The following is a 15,502-nucleotide window of genomic DNA, read 5'->3' as shown; positions in this document are numbered from 1 at the left end:
CGGGGGCCCTCGGAGATACGTTTCTCCAAGAGTGAGCCGGTGCGCGCCCCTTCGATACCCGCAAGAAACCAGCCGTCTTACCTCTGACATGTGCCATAGGAACCCTGCAGAATGGCTGATCTGCGCCGGTGGCCCGTCCGGGCATCTCACTCCTACGGGTGAGCGCGGTCGGTATCGTTCAGGGCACCCGACCGGGGTGGTCCGGGTGCGTTGCGAATTCCCGGGCCCGGCGGCGATCCCGTCCGGACCGGACGCGGCCGCACCGGTGGGGGCTCGGCGCACCAAGGACGCGACGGGCCCGACGGACTCGACGGAGCAGAACAGAGAAGGAGCAGGACCGTGAGCGGAACGGCACCGCAGGGGCCCCGGCTGAGGCCGACCCTGGACGGCATCCCCACCTACAAGCCCGGCAAGCCCGCCGGCGCCGACGCCTACAAGCTGTCCTCCAACGAGAACCCGTACGACCCGCTGCCCGGCGTGCTGGAGGCGGCGGTCAAGGCGGCGGGCTCGCTCAACCGGTACCCGGACATGGCCGTCACCGAGCTGACCGCCGAGCTGGCGCAGCACTTCGGCGTCCCGGCCGAGCACATCGCCACCGGCACCGGCTCGGTCGGCGTCGCCCAGTCGCTGATCCTCGCCACCGCCGGCCCCGGCGACGAGGTGATGTTCGCCTGGCGCTCCTTCGAGGCGTACCCGATCATCACCCAGGTCGCCGGTGCGACCCCCGTCCCGGTGGCGCTCACCGAGGGCGGCGACCACGACCTCGACGCGATGCTGGCCGCCGTCACCGAGCGGACCAGGCTGATCTTCGTCTGCAACCCGAACAACCCCACCGGCAACGTGATCCACCGCGCCGAGCTGGAGCGCTTCCTGGACGCGGTGCCCGCCGACGTCCTGGTGGTCGTCGACGAGGCGTACATCGAGTTCATCCGTGACCCCGAGGTCCCGAACGGCATCGAGCTCTACCGCGACCGTCCGAACGTCTGCGTGCTGCGGACCTTCTCCAAGGCGTACGGCCTGGCGGGCATGCGGGTCGGCTTCGCCGTGGCGCACGAGCCGGTGGCCAACGCGCTGCGCAAGACGGCGGTGCCGTTCGGCGTCACCCAGCTCGCCCAGGACGCCGCCGTCGCCTCGCTGCGGGCCGAGGAGGCCCTGATGGTCCGGGTCGAGGCGCTGGTCGAGGAGCGTGCCCGGGTGGTCGGCGGGCTGCGCGCCCAGGGCTGGGAGATCCCCGACTCGCAGGCCAACTTCGTCTGGCTGGGGCTCGGCGAGCGCTCCCAGGAGTTCGCCGCGCTGTGCGCCGAGGCCGGGGTGATCGTCCGCCCGTTCCCGGAGGGCGTCCGGGTCTCGATCGGCGAGACCGAGGGCAACTCGATCTTCCTCTCGGTGGCCGAGGCCTTCCGCAAGACGACAGCGGGCTGATCCGGCCGGCGGGCCCGGCAGGCTCGAAGGGGCCTGCCGGGCCTGACACGCCCGGGCCGACCGGGTTCGGCCGGGCTCGAACGGGCCCGGCGAAGGGGTGCACCGCCCGGGCGGTGCACCCCTTCGCCGTTCCGTCCGGATGCTGTGGTGATTCGGTCTCAGGTGGGATTCCTGAGGCGTACGGGGCTGCTGTGTCGCTAGTCTGTGCGACCGTCAGTCAGGGCGGCCGACCGGCCGCTCGTCACCCGGGGGAACGAATCACCATGTCCACGCGCACTGTCCTGCTCGCCGTCGCGGCCGCCGCCGCTGCCGTCACCCTGACCGCCTGCGGTCCGGGGGATCCGGAGCCCGCCGCCACCGCTGCCGCGCCCGGTGCTGCCACCACCGCGGCCACCGCCGCCGCGCCCGCGCCGTCCGGCGCCGCCGCCGGCACCGCCAAGCCCACCGGTGCCGCGCCCACTACCGCCGCCCCGGCGAGCGCCAAGCCGTCCTCCGGCGGCCCCGCCGCGGCCGGCCAGGCCGGGCCGGACTGCAAGCCGGGTGAGGTCAAGCCGCTGCCGGCCGGCCACAAGGTGGTCGTCCTGACCAAGGCCACCACGGCGACCACGGTGATCGCCAAGGACGGCGAGTACACCTGCCGGATGCCCGACATGGGCTGGTGGCCGAAGGGCGAGGAGAAGACCTACACCTTCGCGCCCGGCGCCAAGGCCGCGCTCACCACGCTCGACGGCCAGAAGCCCGTCTCGCTGGCCCAGTTGGCCGACCACACCACGCACTGCGTGAACCACATCAACGATGCGGCCAGCCCCTGCGACACCGGTGTCGACTACGACCTGGCGCTGGACTCCTCGGGCAAGGTCACCGCGATCACCGAGGTCCACTACGGGTGACCGGCAGCTCCCGCCGCTCGTCGTCCCCGCCGTCCCCGCCCGTTCCCGCCCGTTCGTCACAAGGATCGACCGTGTCCTCTCGTAGTGCTCTCCTGCTCGCCGTCGCGGCCGCCGCCGCTGCCGTCACCCTGACCGCCTGCGGTCCGGGGGATCCGGAGCCCGCCGCCACCGCCGCCGCGCCCGGTGCTGCCACCACCGCGGCCACCGCCGCCGCGCCCGCGCCGACCGGCGCCGCCACCGGCAAGCCCGCCGGTGCCGCGCCCGGCTCCGCCGCCCCGGCGAGCGCCTCGCCCGGCAGCGGCTCGACGGGCGGCTGCATCCCGCCCAGCATCCCGTCCAACCACCGGATCGTGAACCTGTCGAAGGCGGCCACCGCCACCACCGTCCACGCCAAGGAGACCACCTACCTCTGCGGCAACCCCGTCGGCGGCTGGATCGACGCGGGCGAGGAGAAGACGTACACCTTCGCGGCCGGGGCCACCGCCAAGCTGAGCGACCTGACCAACAAGCTGCACGCCGTCCCGCTCGCGCAGTTCGCGGCGCACACCGACTTCTGCCTCAACCACACCTCGGTGCCGGACACCGAGCCCTGCTACGACCGCAACTCCGTCGAGATCGTGCTGGACTCCTCGGGCAGGATCAGCAGCATCGTCCAGGTGGGTCTGGTCCGGCAGGTCGTCGCCGACTCGTAGCCCCGCCGCGCACAGGCGGAGCGGGAAGCCGGCCGGTCCGACTTCCCGCTCCGCCGCGCTCGGCCGCCGCCCGCGGCCCGTCCCCGCCGCCTCAGCGACGTCGCAGGAAGAGCGCCGAGGCCGCGCCGGCCAGCAGCACCAGGGCGGTGTTGACCGCGATCGCCCAGCCGACCCCGGTCAGCACGGTGGTGCCCGCGGCCGCCGCGGTGGCGACCGCGCTCATCACCGGCGTGCCCAGGGTGATGCCGACCTGCTGGGTCATCGTGGCGACGCCGGTGGCCAGCCCCTGTTCGTCGTCCGGCAGGCCCGAGGTGGCCGTCACCATGAAGCCGACGATCGCCAGCATGTTGCCGACCCCGCCGACGAAGGTCGCCGCGAGCAGCAGCCCCAGCCAGGCCCGGTCGGCGCCGAGCAGGACGAGCGAGGCCGTCGCCACCGCCTGGACGAGGAAGCCCGCGAGCAGCGCGCCCCGGCTGCCGAGCCGGCCGATCAGCCGTGGCGCCACCACCCCGCCCAGCACGGTGCCCGCACCCAGCACACCGAAGGCCAGGCCGGTGGCCAGCGGGGAGAAGCCGAGCACCCGCTGGAGGTAGAGGGTCAGCAGGAAGACCAGCGAGGTCTCGGTGGCGAAGGCCAGCAGCCCGGCCGCGTTGCCCCAGACGACCGTGCGCCGCCGCAGTACCCGGACCGGCACCAGCGGGGCGGCCGCGGACCGCTCGACGAACCAGAACGCCGTCAGCAGCAGCGCCGCCGCGACGAGGGCCACCAGCGCCGGCGGGTAGCCCCAGCCGCGCTCGCCGGCCGTCGTCAGGCCGTAGACCAGGGCGAGCAGACCACCAGTGACGGTGACGGCACCGGGCAGGTCCATCCGGCCCCGGCCGCCCTCGCGGCCTCCCCCGGTCGCCGGCCGCGGGCGGCTCTCGGCGATCAGCCGCGGTGCCACCAGCAGCACGGCCAGCGCGACCGGCACGTTGACGAAGAACGCCCAGCGCCAGCTGAGCAGGTCGGTGAGCAGACCGCCGAGCACCGCACCGGAAGTGAAACCGGCCGACATCAGCGCGCCGTTCAGACCCAGCGCCCGGTCCCGGAGCGGCCCCTCGGGGAAGGCGGTGGTGAGCAGCGCCAGCCCGGCCGGGGTGACGGCCGCCGTCGCCAGGCCCTGGGCGACCCGGGCGGCCAGCAGGACCTCCGGGCCGGTGGCCAGCCCGCCGGCCAGCGAGGCGACGGCGAGCACCGCCAGGCCGGTCAGGAACACCCGGCGGCGCCCGAGGAGGTCGGCCACCCGCCCGAACAGCAGGGTGAAGCCGGCCGCGCAGAGGGCGAAGGAGGTGGCGATCCACTGCAGGTTGCCGAGCGAGAAGCCGAGGCCCTGGCCGATCACCGGCAGGGCGACGTTCAGGATCGAGAAGTCCACGGCCAGCATGAACTGGGCGGCCAGCAGGACGACGAGGACGAGCCGCTGCCGGCCGGTCGTGCCGCGGGCCGGTGCGGTGGCGGGTGGTGCTTCGGACAGGGTGGCGGTCATGGCTCCGCTGCCTTTCGACTCGACGGGGGTTCCGGGTACGGCAGCAGCCTGTTCCGCCGGGCCCGGCCCGCCCAGACCCCCGCGAAGGGTGGTACTGACAGGGGCAGGCTCGGTGGGGCCCGGCCGGTGTTCACTGGAGCCATGACCGCATCGGACACACCGACCGAGTTGGGCGAGTTCCTGCGCACCCGCCGCGCCCGGCTGCAACCCGAGGACGTCGGCCTGGTCGCGTACGGCACGCGCCGGCGGGTGCCGGGGCTGCGCCGCGAGGAGCTGGCGCAGCTGGCGGGCGTCAGCATCACCTACTACACCCGGCTGGAGCAGGGGCAGAGCCGCAACGCCTCGGACGAGGTGCTCGACGCCATCTCCCGGGCGCTGCGGCTGGACGCCGACGAACACGCCCACCTGCGCAACCTGGCCCGTCCGGCCCGCGCGAAGGCCAGGACGGCCGAGCGCTTCGAGCGGGTCCGGCCGGCCGTGCGGCAGCTGATCGACGCGATGACGGACGTCCCGGCGGTGGTGGTCGGGCGGCGCAACGAAGTACTGGCCTGGAACCCGCTCGGTCACGCGCTGCTCGCCGGCCACCTGGACGCCGCCGGGCCCGACCGGCCGGCGGACCGGCCGAACCTCTCCCGGCTGCTCTTCCTCGACCCGCGGACCAGGGAGCTGTACCCGCGCTGGGAGACGGAGGCCCGGGCCCAGGTCGCGTTCCTGCGGCTGGCCGCGGGCCGGCACCGGGAGGACCGTCAGCTGGCCGCCCTGATCGGCGAGTTGTCGATGAAGAGCGCGGAGTTCGCGGCCCTCTGGTCGGGCCACCCGGTGCACGACTGCCTGTTCGGCAACAAGGAGCTCCGCCACCCGGTCGTCGGCGACCTCGTCCTGGACTTCGAGGCGCTGCCGCTGCCCGAGGCCGCCGGGCACCGGATGCTGCTGTTCAGCGCCGCGCCCGGCTCCTCCGCCGAGGCCGGTCTCCGCCTCCTGGCCGCGACCACCACGGCCGCCGCCGGGCCGGCCCCGACCGGCCGCCGCGCCGCCGGGACGCCGATCGGCGAGTGACCCGGGCGGGCCGGCAGCGGGGTCCGGAGGCGGGTCAGGAGGCGGGTCAGGAGGCCTGGTCGTCCGGCCGGGCCGGGGGCAGGGTCAGGGTGGCCAGGGCGCCGCCGTCGGGGTGGTTGGCGAAGGTCAGGCCGGCGCCGATCACCCGGGCGTGGCCCCGCGCGATCGTCAGGCCGAGGCCGTGGCCGCGCCCGCGCTCGCGCACGCTCGTCCGGAAGCGCTGCGGGCCGTGCCGGAGCAGGTCGTCCGGGAAGCCGGGGCCGTGGTCGCGGACGGTGATCCGCAGGCCGTCCACACCCAGCCGGACCGGGCCGCCGCCGTGCCGGTCGGCGTTGACGAGCAGATTGCCCAGGATGCGGTCGAGCCGGCGCAGATCGGTGCGCACCGTCGCCCCGGCGGCGTCCGACGCGACCTCGACCTGCACCTCCAGGCCGGTGAGCGTGACGGTCCGGCGCACCGCCCGGTCGAGCGGGACGGCCGAGAGGTCCGCCGTCTCGACGTTCGCGTCCAGCCGGGACACCTCCAGCAGGTCCTCGACCAGCGAGCGCAGCGCCTGCACCCGGTTCCGGACGAGCTGGGTGGGGCGGCCCTCCGGCAGCAGTTCGGCCGCGGTGACCAGCCCGGTCAGCGGCGTCCGCAGCTCGTGCGCGACGTCGGCGGTGAACTGCTGCTCGTCCTCCAGCCGGCGGTGCAGCGCCCGCGACATCAGGTCGACGGCCGCGGCCAGGTCGGCGACTTCGTCCCCGCCGTCGACCAGCTCGCCGATCCGGGTGTCGGTGCGCCCGGCGGCGATCTCCCGGGCGGCCGTGGCCGCCGTGCGCAGCCGCCGGCTGATCCGGTCCGCGACCAGCACGCCGACCAGCACCGTGATGAAGACCGAGGCGATGACGGTGAACAGGATGATCCGGTCGAGGTCGGCGATGGCCCTGCGGTCCTGGGTGAAGTCGACCCGGACGGAGAGCACGCCGTTCTGGACGGCGCCGGCCGCCCACATCGCCTCGCCCTCCGGCCCGGCGGCCAGCAGGGTGCCGTGCCGGCCGTCCGCCGCGAGGGCGTGCAGCCGGGGTGGCAGCGCCGGGTCGTTCAGCACGGCGCCGCGGCGCTCGGGCCCGTCACCGCGGCCGTAGGCGTCCAGCGCCGAGTCGAGCGCCGCCACCGCCGCTCCGCGGGCCTGGTCGACGTGCTGGTCGATCATCGCCCGGTGGACCAGCAGGCCGACCGCCACCGCGACCAGCACGGAGACGGCGGCGACGGCGGTGGCGATCTGGCGCCGCAGCGACAGCCGGCGCAGGGCCACCCGGCGGGGGGCCCGGGTGCGCGGGCCGGCGCCGTCCGGCGGGGCGTCGTCGGGGACGGCGGGGGCGGTGCCGTCAGGGGTGGCGCCGTCGGGAACGGTGGTGGCGGGGACGGTGCGGACGGCGGTGCGGCGCAGTCTCATGCCGGTCGCCGGAACTTGTAGCCGAACCCGCGGACGGTCTCGATCCGGTCGCTGCCGATCTTGGCGCGCAGCCGCTGCACGTGGACGTCCACCACCCGGGTGTCGGCGCCCCACTCGTAGTCCCAGACCCGTTCCAGCAGGGCCGAGCGCTCCAGCACGATGCCGGGCGCGGCGGTGAACTCCAGCAGCAGGCGCAGCTCGGTCGGGGTGAGCGGGACGAGCCGGCCGTGCACCCGCACCTCCATGCTCTCGGTGTCCACCTCCATCCCGTCGAAGCTGCGCACCGGCCGCGGGGCCGGCGGGGTGTTGGTGGCGGTGGACCCGACCGCGACGGGGGCCCCGGCGTCCGGGGTGTCCGCGGTGACCGCGGTGGCCGGGCCGGTCGTGGGCACGGGTGCCGGTACCGGCGCGGGCGCCTCGGCGGCCGGGACGATCCGGACCCGCCGCAGCACCGTCCGGATCCGGGCGACCAGCACCGCGCTCTCGAACGGCTTCACCACGTAGTCGTCCGCCCCCGCCTCCAGCCCGGAGACCACGTCGACCGGATCGGTGCGGGCCGACATCATCAGGATCGGCAGCTGGCTCTCCTCGCGGATCCGCCGGCAGAGGCCGACCCCGTCGAGCAGCGGCAGCATCACGTCCAGCAGCAGCAGATCGGGGCGGACGGCGTGGAACGCCTCCAGCCCCTCCAGACCGTCGGCGGCGGTGGAGACCGGGAACCCGTAGCGCTCCAGGGCCATCCGGGTGGCCTCCCGGATCACCTCGTCGTCCTCGACGATCAGGATGTGCGGGTGGGCGGGCGCAGCGGGGCTCATGGCGTGGTCTCCGGGCGGGCGGCGGTCGGTCGGGCGGGTTCGGGCGCGCCGGGGCGCGGGGAGACGGCCACCGGTCCGGTGCCTGCGGACGGGGTGGCGCGCCCCGGGGTGGCCGGCGCGGGCATCGGGGTGGGCCGGCCCGTCACGGTCGGGGTGCCGCCGGTCCCCGCTCCGGCGGCGGCGCCGGACGGCTCCGCGGTCGGGGTGGTCCCCGGGCCGGGCACCGAACCGATGCCTTCGAGTTTCTGCTCCAGCAGGGCCAGGCGGAGCCCGTCCCACCGGTAGTGGCTGATGGTCTGGGCGGAGGTGGTGGTCGGCTCGCGCACCCAGAGGTCGGTGTCGACGGTCTCCGCGCTGAACCCGCTCAGCACCCCCACCCGGAGCACGGGCACCAGCTGGTCGCCGGTCAGCCGGTAGACGTGCAGGACGACCTGGCCGGGGGCGGCGACGGCGGTGACCAGCTCGGCCGCGCCGTCGCCCGTGAGGTCGCGGTACTCCGGGCTGCGGACTTCGCAGCCCGGGCAGGAGCCGAGGGCGCGCCGCTCCTCCGGGCCCAGTTCGGGGTCCTTCGCGAGCAGGGCCCGGACGTCCACGGCGGTGATGTCCTGGCCCGGGGCGGTGATGTCCGGGACGGGCTTCGGGGGCGGCGGCGGGCCGTCCGCATCGGCGGGGGGCGAGGTCGGCGGCGGGGCCGTGGCGAGGTCGGGCCAGAGCGGCACCGCCTTCGGCGGCTGCGTCACGGTGCGGGCCGCGCCGTGGTCCCGCAGCCCGCCGGGGCTCGCGCAGCTGCTCAGCAGGGCGGCGGCCAGGGCGGCGAGGAGCGTGGTGAGGAGAACGGCCAAGGCGGCGGCGCCCGGGCGGCGGGATGCGACGGGTGCTGCCACGGTCGGTGCTCGTCCTCCTGGTCTGCGGCTGCGCAGCGTGCTGCTGCGTGCAGCCCGCTGCGTGCCGGTTCGTCCCCGTCGGTAGGTCGCCGGGGCGGTGCTCGGTGGTTCCGCCCGGCCCACCCCGGGAGCGTCCTCGGGAGGTGGGCCGGGCGGGGTGGATCCGGTTCAATCCGGGTGGATCCGGGTGGATCAGCCGGCCGGGCCGGCCAGGTCCGCCAGGACGATGATGTTGTCCGTCCAGTGGCCGTCCGACCCGATCCGTCCGCCGCAGGTGATGAGCCGGAGCTCGGGCGCCGCGGTGTTTCCGTAGACCGTCTCGGTCGGGAACCGGTCCTTGGCCGCCTGGAGCAGCGTACGGACCCGGAACTCCACCGTGCTGCCGTCCGCCCGCTGCACCCGGACGGGATCGCCCGGCCGCAGCTTCGGCAGGTCGTGGAAGACGGCCGGGCCGTGCGCGGTGTCGTAGTGCCCGATCAGGACGGCCGGGCCGGTCTCGCCCGGCGTCGGCCCGTTCCGGTACCAGCCGGTCTCCCCGGCCCGGTCGGCCGACGGCACCTCGACCGTGCCGTCGGCGTTCAGGCCGAGGGCGGTGACCGGGGCGTCGACCTTGGCCGTCGGGATGATCAGGCGGGTCGGGGGCGAGGCCGCGAACGGGCGGGGCGCGGCGACCGGGGCGGCCGCCGGGACGGTACCCGGAGCGGCTCCGCCGCCCGTCACCGGGGCGGTGGCCGCCGCCCGGGGGTCACCGGCATCGCGGGCCGAGGTCTCCACCCGCACCACCGGGGTGCCGCGCTGACCGGAGAGCGCCACGGCGGCACCGAGGACCAGGCAGAGCAGCCCGGCCGTGCCGAAGGCGGTCCGGCGCAGGCGCGCGGAGCCCGGCGTGTCGGTACGGGACCGCCGGTGGCTCCGGCCCCGCGCACCCCGGCGGCGGGTCGGCCGGTCGGCCTGCTCGCCGTCCGGCCCGGCCGCTTCCGCGGACCCGGGCCCGTTCCGTGCAGGCACCGCGTCTCCCCCGCCCCGGACGGTCGGGTGCGGAGCGGAGGGGACGGGTCGCCCGGAGGGCCCGGGTCCGGTGTCAGCCGCGCGCACCGGAGCGGCGGCGCAGGAGGGCGAAGCCCAGGGCTGCGGCGCCGACGGCCGCGACGGTGCCGCCACCGGCCAGCATGAGGCCCGAGGAGCCGGTCGAGCCGGATCCGTCACCGGCCTGGGCGGCGCCCTTCGGAACGTCCCGGACCTGCGGGCCGGTCCCGCCCTGCGGGGCCGGCGTCGCGGTCGGGACGGCCGCCACGCCGGCGGACGGGGACACCACCGGCGCACCCGGTGCCGCAGGAGTGGCGGTCGGCGTCGCGGTCCGGGGGGCGACGGAGGGCTGAGCCCCGGCGCCGCCCGCCCCCGTGCCCGCGCTGGGCTCGGCGGGCCGGCTGACGCTGGGGGCGGCCGGCGCGGGCGCCGGGGCGCCGTCCGCCCAGGCCTGCCCGCCGGAGAGGACGGCGAGCAGGGCGGCGCCGGTCAGGGCACAGGCGGCGACCGCGCGGCGGGCGGGCGAGCGGTGGGTGCGGCTGCTGGTCATACGGCGTCTCTCCTTCGTCGTGACGCGGTGCCCGGCCGGTGCGGCCGGCGCGTCGTCAGTGACGTTAGGAGGGGCGTGTCGCGGTCCCCGGCCGGTCGTGTCACGGCCGTTCATCGGCTGCGTAACGACCCGTCGGGAACGCCGGAGGGCCCTCCCCCGTACCGGCGTACGGGGGAGGGCCCTCCGGGTTTCCGTGCGGGTCGGTCAGCGCTGGGGACGCAGCCGGCGCACGGCGATGAGGACGCCGGCGCCGAGGGCGACGAAGGCGGCGGCGGAGGCGGCGAGGAAGCCGTTGGGCGTGTTAGCGCCGGTCTGGGCGAGTTCGGGGGTGCCGGCGGGGGCAGTGGTGGCGGGGGCGCTCGGGGTGGCCTTCGGGGTGGCGGGCGTGGTGGCGGGGGTCTGGTCGGCGGCGGGCTTGGCAGGGGCGGGCTTGGCAGCGGTGGTGGGGGTGGCCTTGGGTGCGGCGGGCTTGGCGGTGGTGCCCGCCTTCGGCGCGGCGGGGTGGGCGGGCTGGGTGATCTTGAAGGTGTGGATCTCCCCGTCGCCCATGGGGTAGCCCGCGGCCTCCCCGTTGGCGAAGATCTGGAGCTCGTTGAGGTCGGCGGCGGCGTTGGCGGCGACGGAGATGCGGAAGAGGAAGTTGGCGGCGCGGCCGTCGTCGAGGGTCTTGGCGACGAGGCTGCTGGTGTCGGCGAAGACGGTCGGGTCGCAGCCGTGGCGCAGGCCGAGCTTCTTCCAGCCGGCGGGGGTCTTGGCCTCGATGGTGAAGTCCTGGAGGTTGGTGGCGCCCTTGGGGTTGAAGACGGCGATGGAGGGAGTGACGTTCTCGTAGCGGGCGCCGGTGAAGTTGCCGACGCCCATGCCGATCTCGACCTTCGCGCCGCCGGCGGTGAGGGTCTGGCCGTCGGGGGTCATGTGGAAGCCGGTGGAGAGCTCGCCGTGGTGGGCGGAGGCCGGGGTGACGGGCTTGGGGGCGGTGGTGTCGGCGCCGCTGTCGCAGGCCCAGGCGGTGTCGGTGGCGAGGAACTGGACGCCGCCGGCGAGGACGGCGGTGGCGGCGAGCGCGGCGAGGCGACGGCGGCCGGAGAGCGGACGGATGTTCTTCGCAGATGCGGTGATAACGGACTTGCTCATGACGTGTCTCCCCAGGGTCATGGTGGTGGGTGTGTGTGAAGGTGACCGGCTTGCCGCTCTGTTGAGCGGTCGCGCCCCCCGGCCCTGCCGGTCTCGCTCTCCGCTGCCCTTCATCCGTAAAGACGTGCATCCCCGCCGGGGGTTGCAGGTGGGTTCAGAAGTTTTTTCGGGAGTTTCTCCGAGGGCACCGCGAGGCCCTCGCCCGGGCCGGGCGAGGGCCTCCGCAGTGGTGCTCGGCGGTGGTGCTCGGCGGGGTGCTCAGCCGGGCCGGTCGTGCTGCCGCTGCTCGCGGCCGGACGGGGAGTCGGCGCCGGCCCGCGGCATCCTGAGGGTGGCGACGACACCGAGGGCCACCGTGGCGAATGCCAGCGCGAGCAGAGTGAGGAGGGCGGCGCCGATCAGGAGGTGGACGGTGCCGGTGCTCACCGGCGGATGCCGATGACGCGGTGACCGAGGTGGGCGGCGAGGCCGTGCAGGAGCTCGTGGGCCTGGTCGCGGGTGAGGGGGAGGGCAAGCTGTTCCCCGGGGCCGGCGTGGATGTCGAGGTCCACGGCGAGCCGGAGCTGAACGGCCGCGTCGGGGACGTGCTCGACGGTGAGGTAGGCGGCGGTGGTGCGCTCCACGTGCGTGGAGGCGGTGACCATCGGGATCAGGACTCCCACGACCGGGCCCCCTCGGCGCTGCGGAGCAGGTGCAGGAGGTTGAGCAGGGTGGCGAGCGGGGCGGTGCCGAAGTCGACCAGCACGCGGCCGTCGACGCTGCTGTGATGGGTGGTCGCGGAGCCCCACTGGATGCCGAACCGTCGGCCCGCCTCGTGGAGTTCGCGGAGCAGGGTGGCGACCTGGGGCGCGGTGTAGTCGCGCATGCGGGGGTCGTCGGGGGCGAGCGGCTCGTTCACGCGGCGGCGTCCAGCTCGAACCAGACGGACTTGCCGCCGTGCTTGCGGGGGTCGCTGCCGAACCGGTGGGTGAGCGATCGGACGAGGTGCAGGCCCCGGCCGGACAGCTCGTACGGGTCGGCGGAGGTGCGGGGCTCCGGGAGCACGGGGCTGTCGTCCGCGACGGAGACCCGCAGGGTGGTGTTGAGGAGCAGGACGACGACCAGGGGCGCGGGGCTGCGGCCGTGGCGCCAGGCGTTGACGAACAGCTCGCAGAGGGCGAGTTCGGCGTCGGCGACGAGGTCCGCCGGCCAGCAGGCGGCGGAGAGGAGGGCCCGCAGCTCCTCACGGGCGGCGGACCAGTCGGGCGGGTTGAAGGCACACATGGGGAACCTCCGAGCGAGGGGTGAATGGGGCATCGCCGGGGCCGTCACCGTGAGCCAGGCCAGGACATGGCTGCTCTGCGGTGCGAGGGCAGCAGGCGCCTACTGCCCTGGAAACAAGCGTTACTGACGGTCCATCGGATCGATGTGATGTCGACCATAGTGCACGTCGGTATCCAAATTTCTACGCTTCGAGGATTTTCCCTCTAACGTGGCATCTGCCTGAGATGGACCTGCGCTCGATCAGCGCGGCAGACTGGGGCCCGTCCCTGACCCGGAAGGAAGCCATGCCTCCACGCAGCGCCCCAACACTCCGCCAGCGCAGGCTTGGTGCTGAGATCAGGAGGATGCGCGAGCTGGCCGGCTTCGGCGGTAGCCAGCTCGGCCGCATCGTTGGGATGACTCCGGCTCAGGTGACTCAGATGGAGTCGGGGCGGATCGGTATCAGTGTGGAGCGCCTGCGGACGATCGCAGCCGCGTGCATGTGTGTCAATGAGCCCTTGATCGATGCGCTCGCGGACATCATTACGGAGCGAGGGCGGAACGGCTGGTGGGAGTCGTACCGCGACTCTTTGGCAGAGGACTTCCTCGAAATCGCGGAATTCGAGGATCACGCACGGAGTCTCTGGACCTACACGATCACCTTCGTGCCTGGACTACTTCAGACCAGTGCGTACGCTTCCGCTGTATTTGCGCAGGCGTATCCGCCGCTACCGCGACACGAGGTTGACCTCAGGGTGGCCTTCCGCATCCAGCGGCAGCGCGTTGTGCGTTCGGGTGCAACGCCGTACGTGGCGTTCATCCATGAGGCTGCGCTGCGGATTCAGTTCAACGGGCCACACGTTCGCTCCGCGCAACTCGACGCGCTCATCGAGGACTCCGAAGCTCCTGGGATCTCGATTCGAGTATTGCCCTTTGACATGGCGGGCTTGCCGAGTCCCATCGAGAATTTCACGTATGCCGCCGGTCCGATTCCTGACCTCGACACGGTCCAGACGGACACAGGCTTCGGCTGTCAGCTACTCGATGCGCCCGCTCACGTGGCAAGGTTCCGGGCCATCCTCGGCCAGATGGAGGAGACCTCCCTCTCCGAAGAGGACTCCCGAGACCTCATCCGATCTGTGAAGAAGGAAATGGATACTAAGCATGGCTAGCCCTGCCTGGCAGAAGTCCAGCTGCTCCGGAGCGCACGACGACTGCGTTGAGGTCCGATCCGTTGACGGCTTGGTCGAGCTCCGTGAGTCCGACGATGGCGAGGTCATCGTCCGCACCACCCCGCTGAGGTTCGCCCATCTCCTCCAGGGCATCAAGGCCGGCGAGTTCGACCGGTTCGGCTCCGATTGCGGCTGAATCGTTCCGGCGGCGGCCCGGAGTGGGAAGTCGGACCCGCCGACTTCCCGCTCCGGAGCACCGGATCCGACGTACCGGCCTCGGGTGGGGACAACCCCCCTCTTCACCCGGGCGGCAGCAGGATGGGCGGCCGGTACGGCGGCCCGGCAATCTGAGAAAGGAGCAGAGCAGCACAGGAACAGGAACGGGAGCAGTCGGTGAAGGCACGTGCGGGGGCGGCAGCACTGGTGGCGGGGATCTGCGCGGTGGCGCTGTCGGGAGTCCTCCCGGCGGCCGCGGCGGAGCGGGCGCCGGCCGCACCGCCCGCAGGCCTCAGGGCGGCCGTCGAGCAGACGGTCGCGGACGGATTCCCCGGTGTCGTAGCGTACGCCAGGAACGGGGACCGGGAGTCACGGTTGGCGGCCGGGTTCGCGGACACGGCGACCGGCGAGCGGGCCCGGCCGGACCAGCGGTTCCGGATCGCCAGCAACACCAAGTCCTTCGTGTCGACGGTCCTCCTGCAACTGGAGGGCGAGGGCCGGCTCTCGCTCGACGACAGCGTGGAGAAGTGGCTGCCGGGCGTGGTGCAGGGGAACGGCAACGACGGCAGCGCCGTCACCGTCCGCCAACTGCTCAACCACACCTCGCGGATCTACGACCCCACCGAGGAACCGGAGTTCTTCGCCCCCTACCTGGAGCGCCACGACTGGGGCTACGTCTACACCCCGCGGGAGGTGGTCGCCCGCGCCGTCCGGCACGCGCCGGTGCCCGGCAGCGGCGTCGCGTACTCCAACACCAACTACCTCCTCGCCGGTCTGGTCATCGAGGCGGTCACCCACCGCAGCGCGTCCTCCGAGATCCACCGGCGGATCGTCGCCCCGCTCGGTCTGAAGGACACCACCTTCCCGTTGACCGACCCGGACATCCACGGCCCGCACCTGCACGGCTACGACCTCGCGGGACGCGACATGACCCGGTTCAGCCCGTCGTACGACTGGACCGCCGGCGCCATGATCTCAACCGTCGACGACCTGGCCCGCTTCCACCGGGCCCTGTTCGCCGGCAAGCTGCTGCGCCCCGCCCAGCAGCGCGAACTCCTGACCACGGTGCCATCGGAGAGCTCGGAGGACACGGAGGCCGGGCCGGCGTACGGGCTCGGCGTGCAGAGCGGGGAGGTGACCTGCGGATCGGGACCGGACGCCAGGAAGGTCAGTGTCTGGGAGACCGACGGCAGCGGGCCCGGCTTCATGAGCATGTCCCTCACCACCGCCGACGGCGCGCGGCAGCTGGTCGTGGCCGTCAACGTTTATGACCTCGGTGCGGAGCTGAAGAAGGAGATGCCCATCCCGCGCCCGGTGGGACTGCCGAAGGCGCAGACGGCAGCCCTGTGCGACTGAGCCCTTCCTCCTCGGCCGGGGGTGCGGCCGGACCGGGGTGACGGGAGTGGGAAGTCGGTCCGGCCGACTTCCCACTCCACCGCC

At 74.2% G+C, this 15,502-nt stretch carries 18 protein-coding genes; 7 read left to right on the top strand and 11 right to left on the bottom strand.

Annotation, left to right across the window (positions count from 1 at the left end):
• Nucleotides 1–339: 339 nt before the first annotated feature.
• The 3 genes from hisC to OH807_RS21005 all read left to right on the top strand — a co-directional run bounded on the left by hisC (nucleotide 340) and on the right by OH807_RS21005 (nucleotide 3,004).
• Entirely contained in the window at nucleotides 340–1,422 is a 1,083-nt protein-coding gene (gene hisC / locus OH807_RS21015) for a histidinol-phosphate transaminase (RefSeq protein WP_406201100.1), read from the top strand.
• A gap of 263 nt (nucleotides 1,423–1,685) precedes the next feature.
• Nucleotides 1,686–2,312: a hypothetical protein gene (locus OH807_RS21010; protein ID WP_406201098.1), complete on the top strand. Its 627-nt coding sequence runs from the start codon at nucleotides 1,686–1,688 to the stop codon at nucleotides 2,310–2,312.
• A 71-nt stretch (nucleotides 2,313–2,383) separates the two neighbouring features.
• Entirely contained in the window at nucleotides 2,384–3,004 is a 621-nt protein-coding gene (locus OH807_RS21005; RefSeq protein WP_406201096.1) for a hypothetical protein, read from the top strand.
• Between the two features lie 91 nt (nucleotides 3,005–3,095).
• On the opposite strand, the gene OH807_RS21000 is transcribed toward OH807_RS21005, so the two are convergent.
• Nucleotides 3,096–4,529, bottom strand: coding sequence for an MFS transporter (locus OH807_RS21000; RefSeq protein WP_406201094.1), 1,434 nt, complete (start codon nucleotides 4,527–4,529; stop codon nucleotides 3,096–3,098).
• Nucleotides 4,530–4,670: 141 nt separating this feature from the next.
• Between OH807_RS21000 and OH807_RS20995 the strand changes: the two genes are divergently transcribed.
• On the top strand, nucleotides 4,671–5,585 hold the full coding sequence (locus OH807_RS20995; protein WP_406201091.1) for a helix-turn-helix domain-containing protein: 915 nt from the start codon (nucleotides 4,671–4,673) through the stop codon (nucleotides 5,583–5,585).
• A gap of 46 nt (nucleotides 5,586–5,631) precedes the next feature.
• Here OH807_RS20995 and OH807_RS20990 read toward each other — a convergent pair whose 3' ends face one another.
• From OH807_RS20990 to OH807_RS20945, 10 genes are all read right to left on the bottom strand, one after another.
• Entirely contained in the window at nucleotides 5,632–7,023 is a 1,392-nt protein-coding gene (locus OH807_RS20990) for a sensor histidine kinase (RefSeq protein ID WP_406201089.1), read from the bottom strand.
• Nucleotides 7,020–7,838: a response regulator gene (locus OH807_RS20985; RefSeq protein ID WP_406201086.1), complete on the bottom strand. Its 819-nt coding sequence runs from the start codon at nucleotides 7,836–7,838 to the stop codon at nucleotides 7,020–7,022. Before OH807_RS20985 ends, OH807_RS20990 begins: the two co-directional genes overlap by 4 nt.
• Nucleotides 7,835–8,722 carry a hypothetical protein gene (locus tag OH807_RS20980; RefSeq protein WP_406201084.1) on the bottom strand — a complete coding sequence of 296 codons (888 nt, stop codon included), beginning with the start codon at nucleotides 8,720–8,722 and terminating at the stop codon, nucleotides 7,835–7,837. Before OH807_RS20980 ends, OH807_RS20985 begins: the two co-directional genes overlap by 4 nt.
• 192 nt (nucleotides 8,723–8,914) lie before the next feature.
• Entirely contained in the window at nucleotides 8,915–9,730 is an 816-nt protein-coding gene (locus OH807_RS20975) for a class F sortase (protein ID WP_406201081.1), read from the bottom strand.
• A 73-nt stretch (nucleotides 9,731–9,803) separates the two neighbouring features.
• Nucleotides 9,804–10,298 (bottom strand): sortase-dependent protein, encoded by a 495-nt coding sequence (locus tag OH807_RS20970; protein WP_406201079.1) that lies wholly within the window; start codon nucleotides 10,296–10,298, stop codon nucleotides 9,804–9,806.
• A 204-nt stretch (nucleotides 10,299–10,502) separates the two neighbouring features.
• Nucleotides 10,503–11,432 carry a hypothetical protein gene (locus OH807_RS20965; RefSeq protein WP_406201076.1) on the bottom strand — a complete coding sequence of 310 codons (930 nt, stop codon included), beginning with the start codon at nucleotides 11,430–11,432 and terminating at the stop codon, nucleotides 10,503–10,505.
• Nucleotides 11,433–11,690: 258 nt separating this feature from the next.
• Nucleotides 11,691–11,858 carry a hypothetical protein gene (locus OH807_RS20960; protein ID WP_406201074.1) on the bottom strand — a complete coding sequence of 56 codons (168 nt, stop codon included), beginning with the start codon at nucleotides 11,856–11,858 and terminating at the stop codon, nucleotides 11,691–11,693.
• Nucleotides 11,855–12,094 carry a hypothetical protein gene (locus tag OH807_RS20955; protein ID WP_406201071.1) on the bottom strand — a complete coding sequence of 80 codons (240 nt, stop codon included), beginning with the start codon at nucleotides 12,092–12,094 and terminating at the stop codon, nucleotides 11,855–11,857. The genes OH807_RS20960 and OH807_RS20955 overlap by 4 nt, the downstream gene beginning before the upstream one ends.
• Nucleotides 12,082–12,330 carry a hypothetical protein gene (locus OH807_RS20950; RefSeq protein ID WP_406201068.1) on the bottom strand — a complete coding sequence of 83 codons (249 nt, stop codon included), beginning with the start codon at nucleotides 12,328–12,330 and terminating at the stop codon, nucleotides 12,082–12,084. The genes OH807_RS20955 and OH807_RS20950 overlap by 13 nt, the downstream gene beginning before the upstream one ends.
• Nucleotides 12,327–12,695, bottom strand: coding sequence for an ATP-binding protein (locus OH807_RS20945; protein WP_406201065.1), 369 nt, complete (start codon nucleotides 12,693–12,695; stop codon nucleotides 12,327–12,329). The genes OH807_RS20950 and OH807_RS20945 overlap by 4 nt, the downstream gene beginning before the upstream one ends.
• A gap of 224 nt (nucleotides 12,696–12,919) precedes the next feature.
• On the opposite strand from OH807_RS20945, the gene OH807_RS20940 reads away from it, so the two are divergent.
• From OH807_RS20940 to OH807_RS20930, 3 genes are all read left to right on the top strand, one after another.
• On the top strand, nucleotides 12,920–13,846 hold the full coding sequence (locus tag OH807_RS20940; protein WP_406201062.1) for a helix-turn-helix domain-containing protein: 927 nt from the start codon (nucleotides 12,920–12,922) through the stop codon (nucleotides 13,844–13,846).
• Entirely contained in the window at nucleotides 13,839–14,042 is a 204-nt protein-coding gene (locus OH807_RS20935) for a DUF397 domain-containing protein (RefSeq protein WP_406201059.1), read from the top strand. Before OH807_RS20940 ends, OH807_RS20935 begins: the two co-directional genes overlap by 8 nt.
• 197 nt (nucleotides 14,043–14,239) lie before the next feature.
• On the top strand, nucleotides 14,240–15,418 hold the full coding sequence (locus tag OH807_RS20930) for a serine hydrolase domain-containing protein (protein WP_406201057.1): 1,179 nt from the start codon (nucleotides 14,240–14,242) through the stop codon (nucleotides 15,416–15,418).
• Nucleotides 15,419–15,502: the final 84 nt, after the last annotated feature.

Source organism: Kitasatospora sp. NBC_01560, assembly GCF_045208415.1.
In the GTDB taxonomy this organism is placed as follows: domain Bacteria; phylum Actinomycetota; class Actinomycetes; order Streptomycetales; family Streptomycetaceae; genus Kitasatospora.
This window is presented reverse-complemented; position numbering and strand designations above follow the sequence as displayed.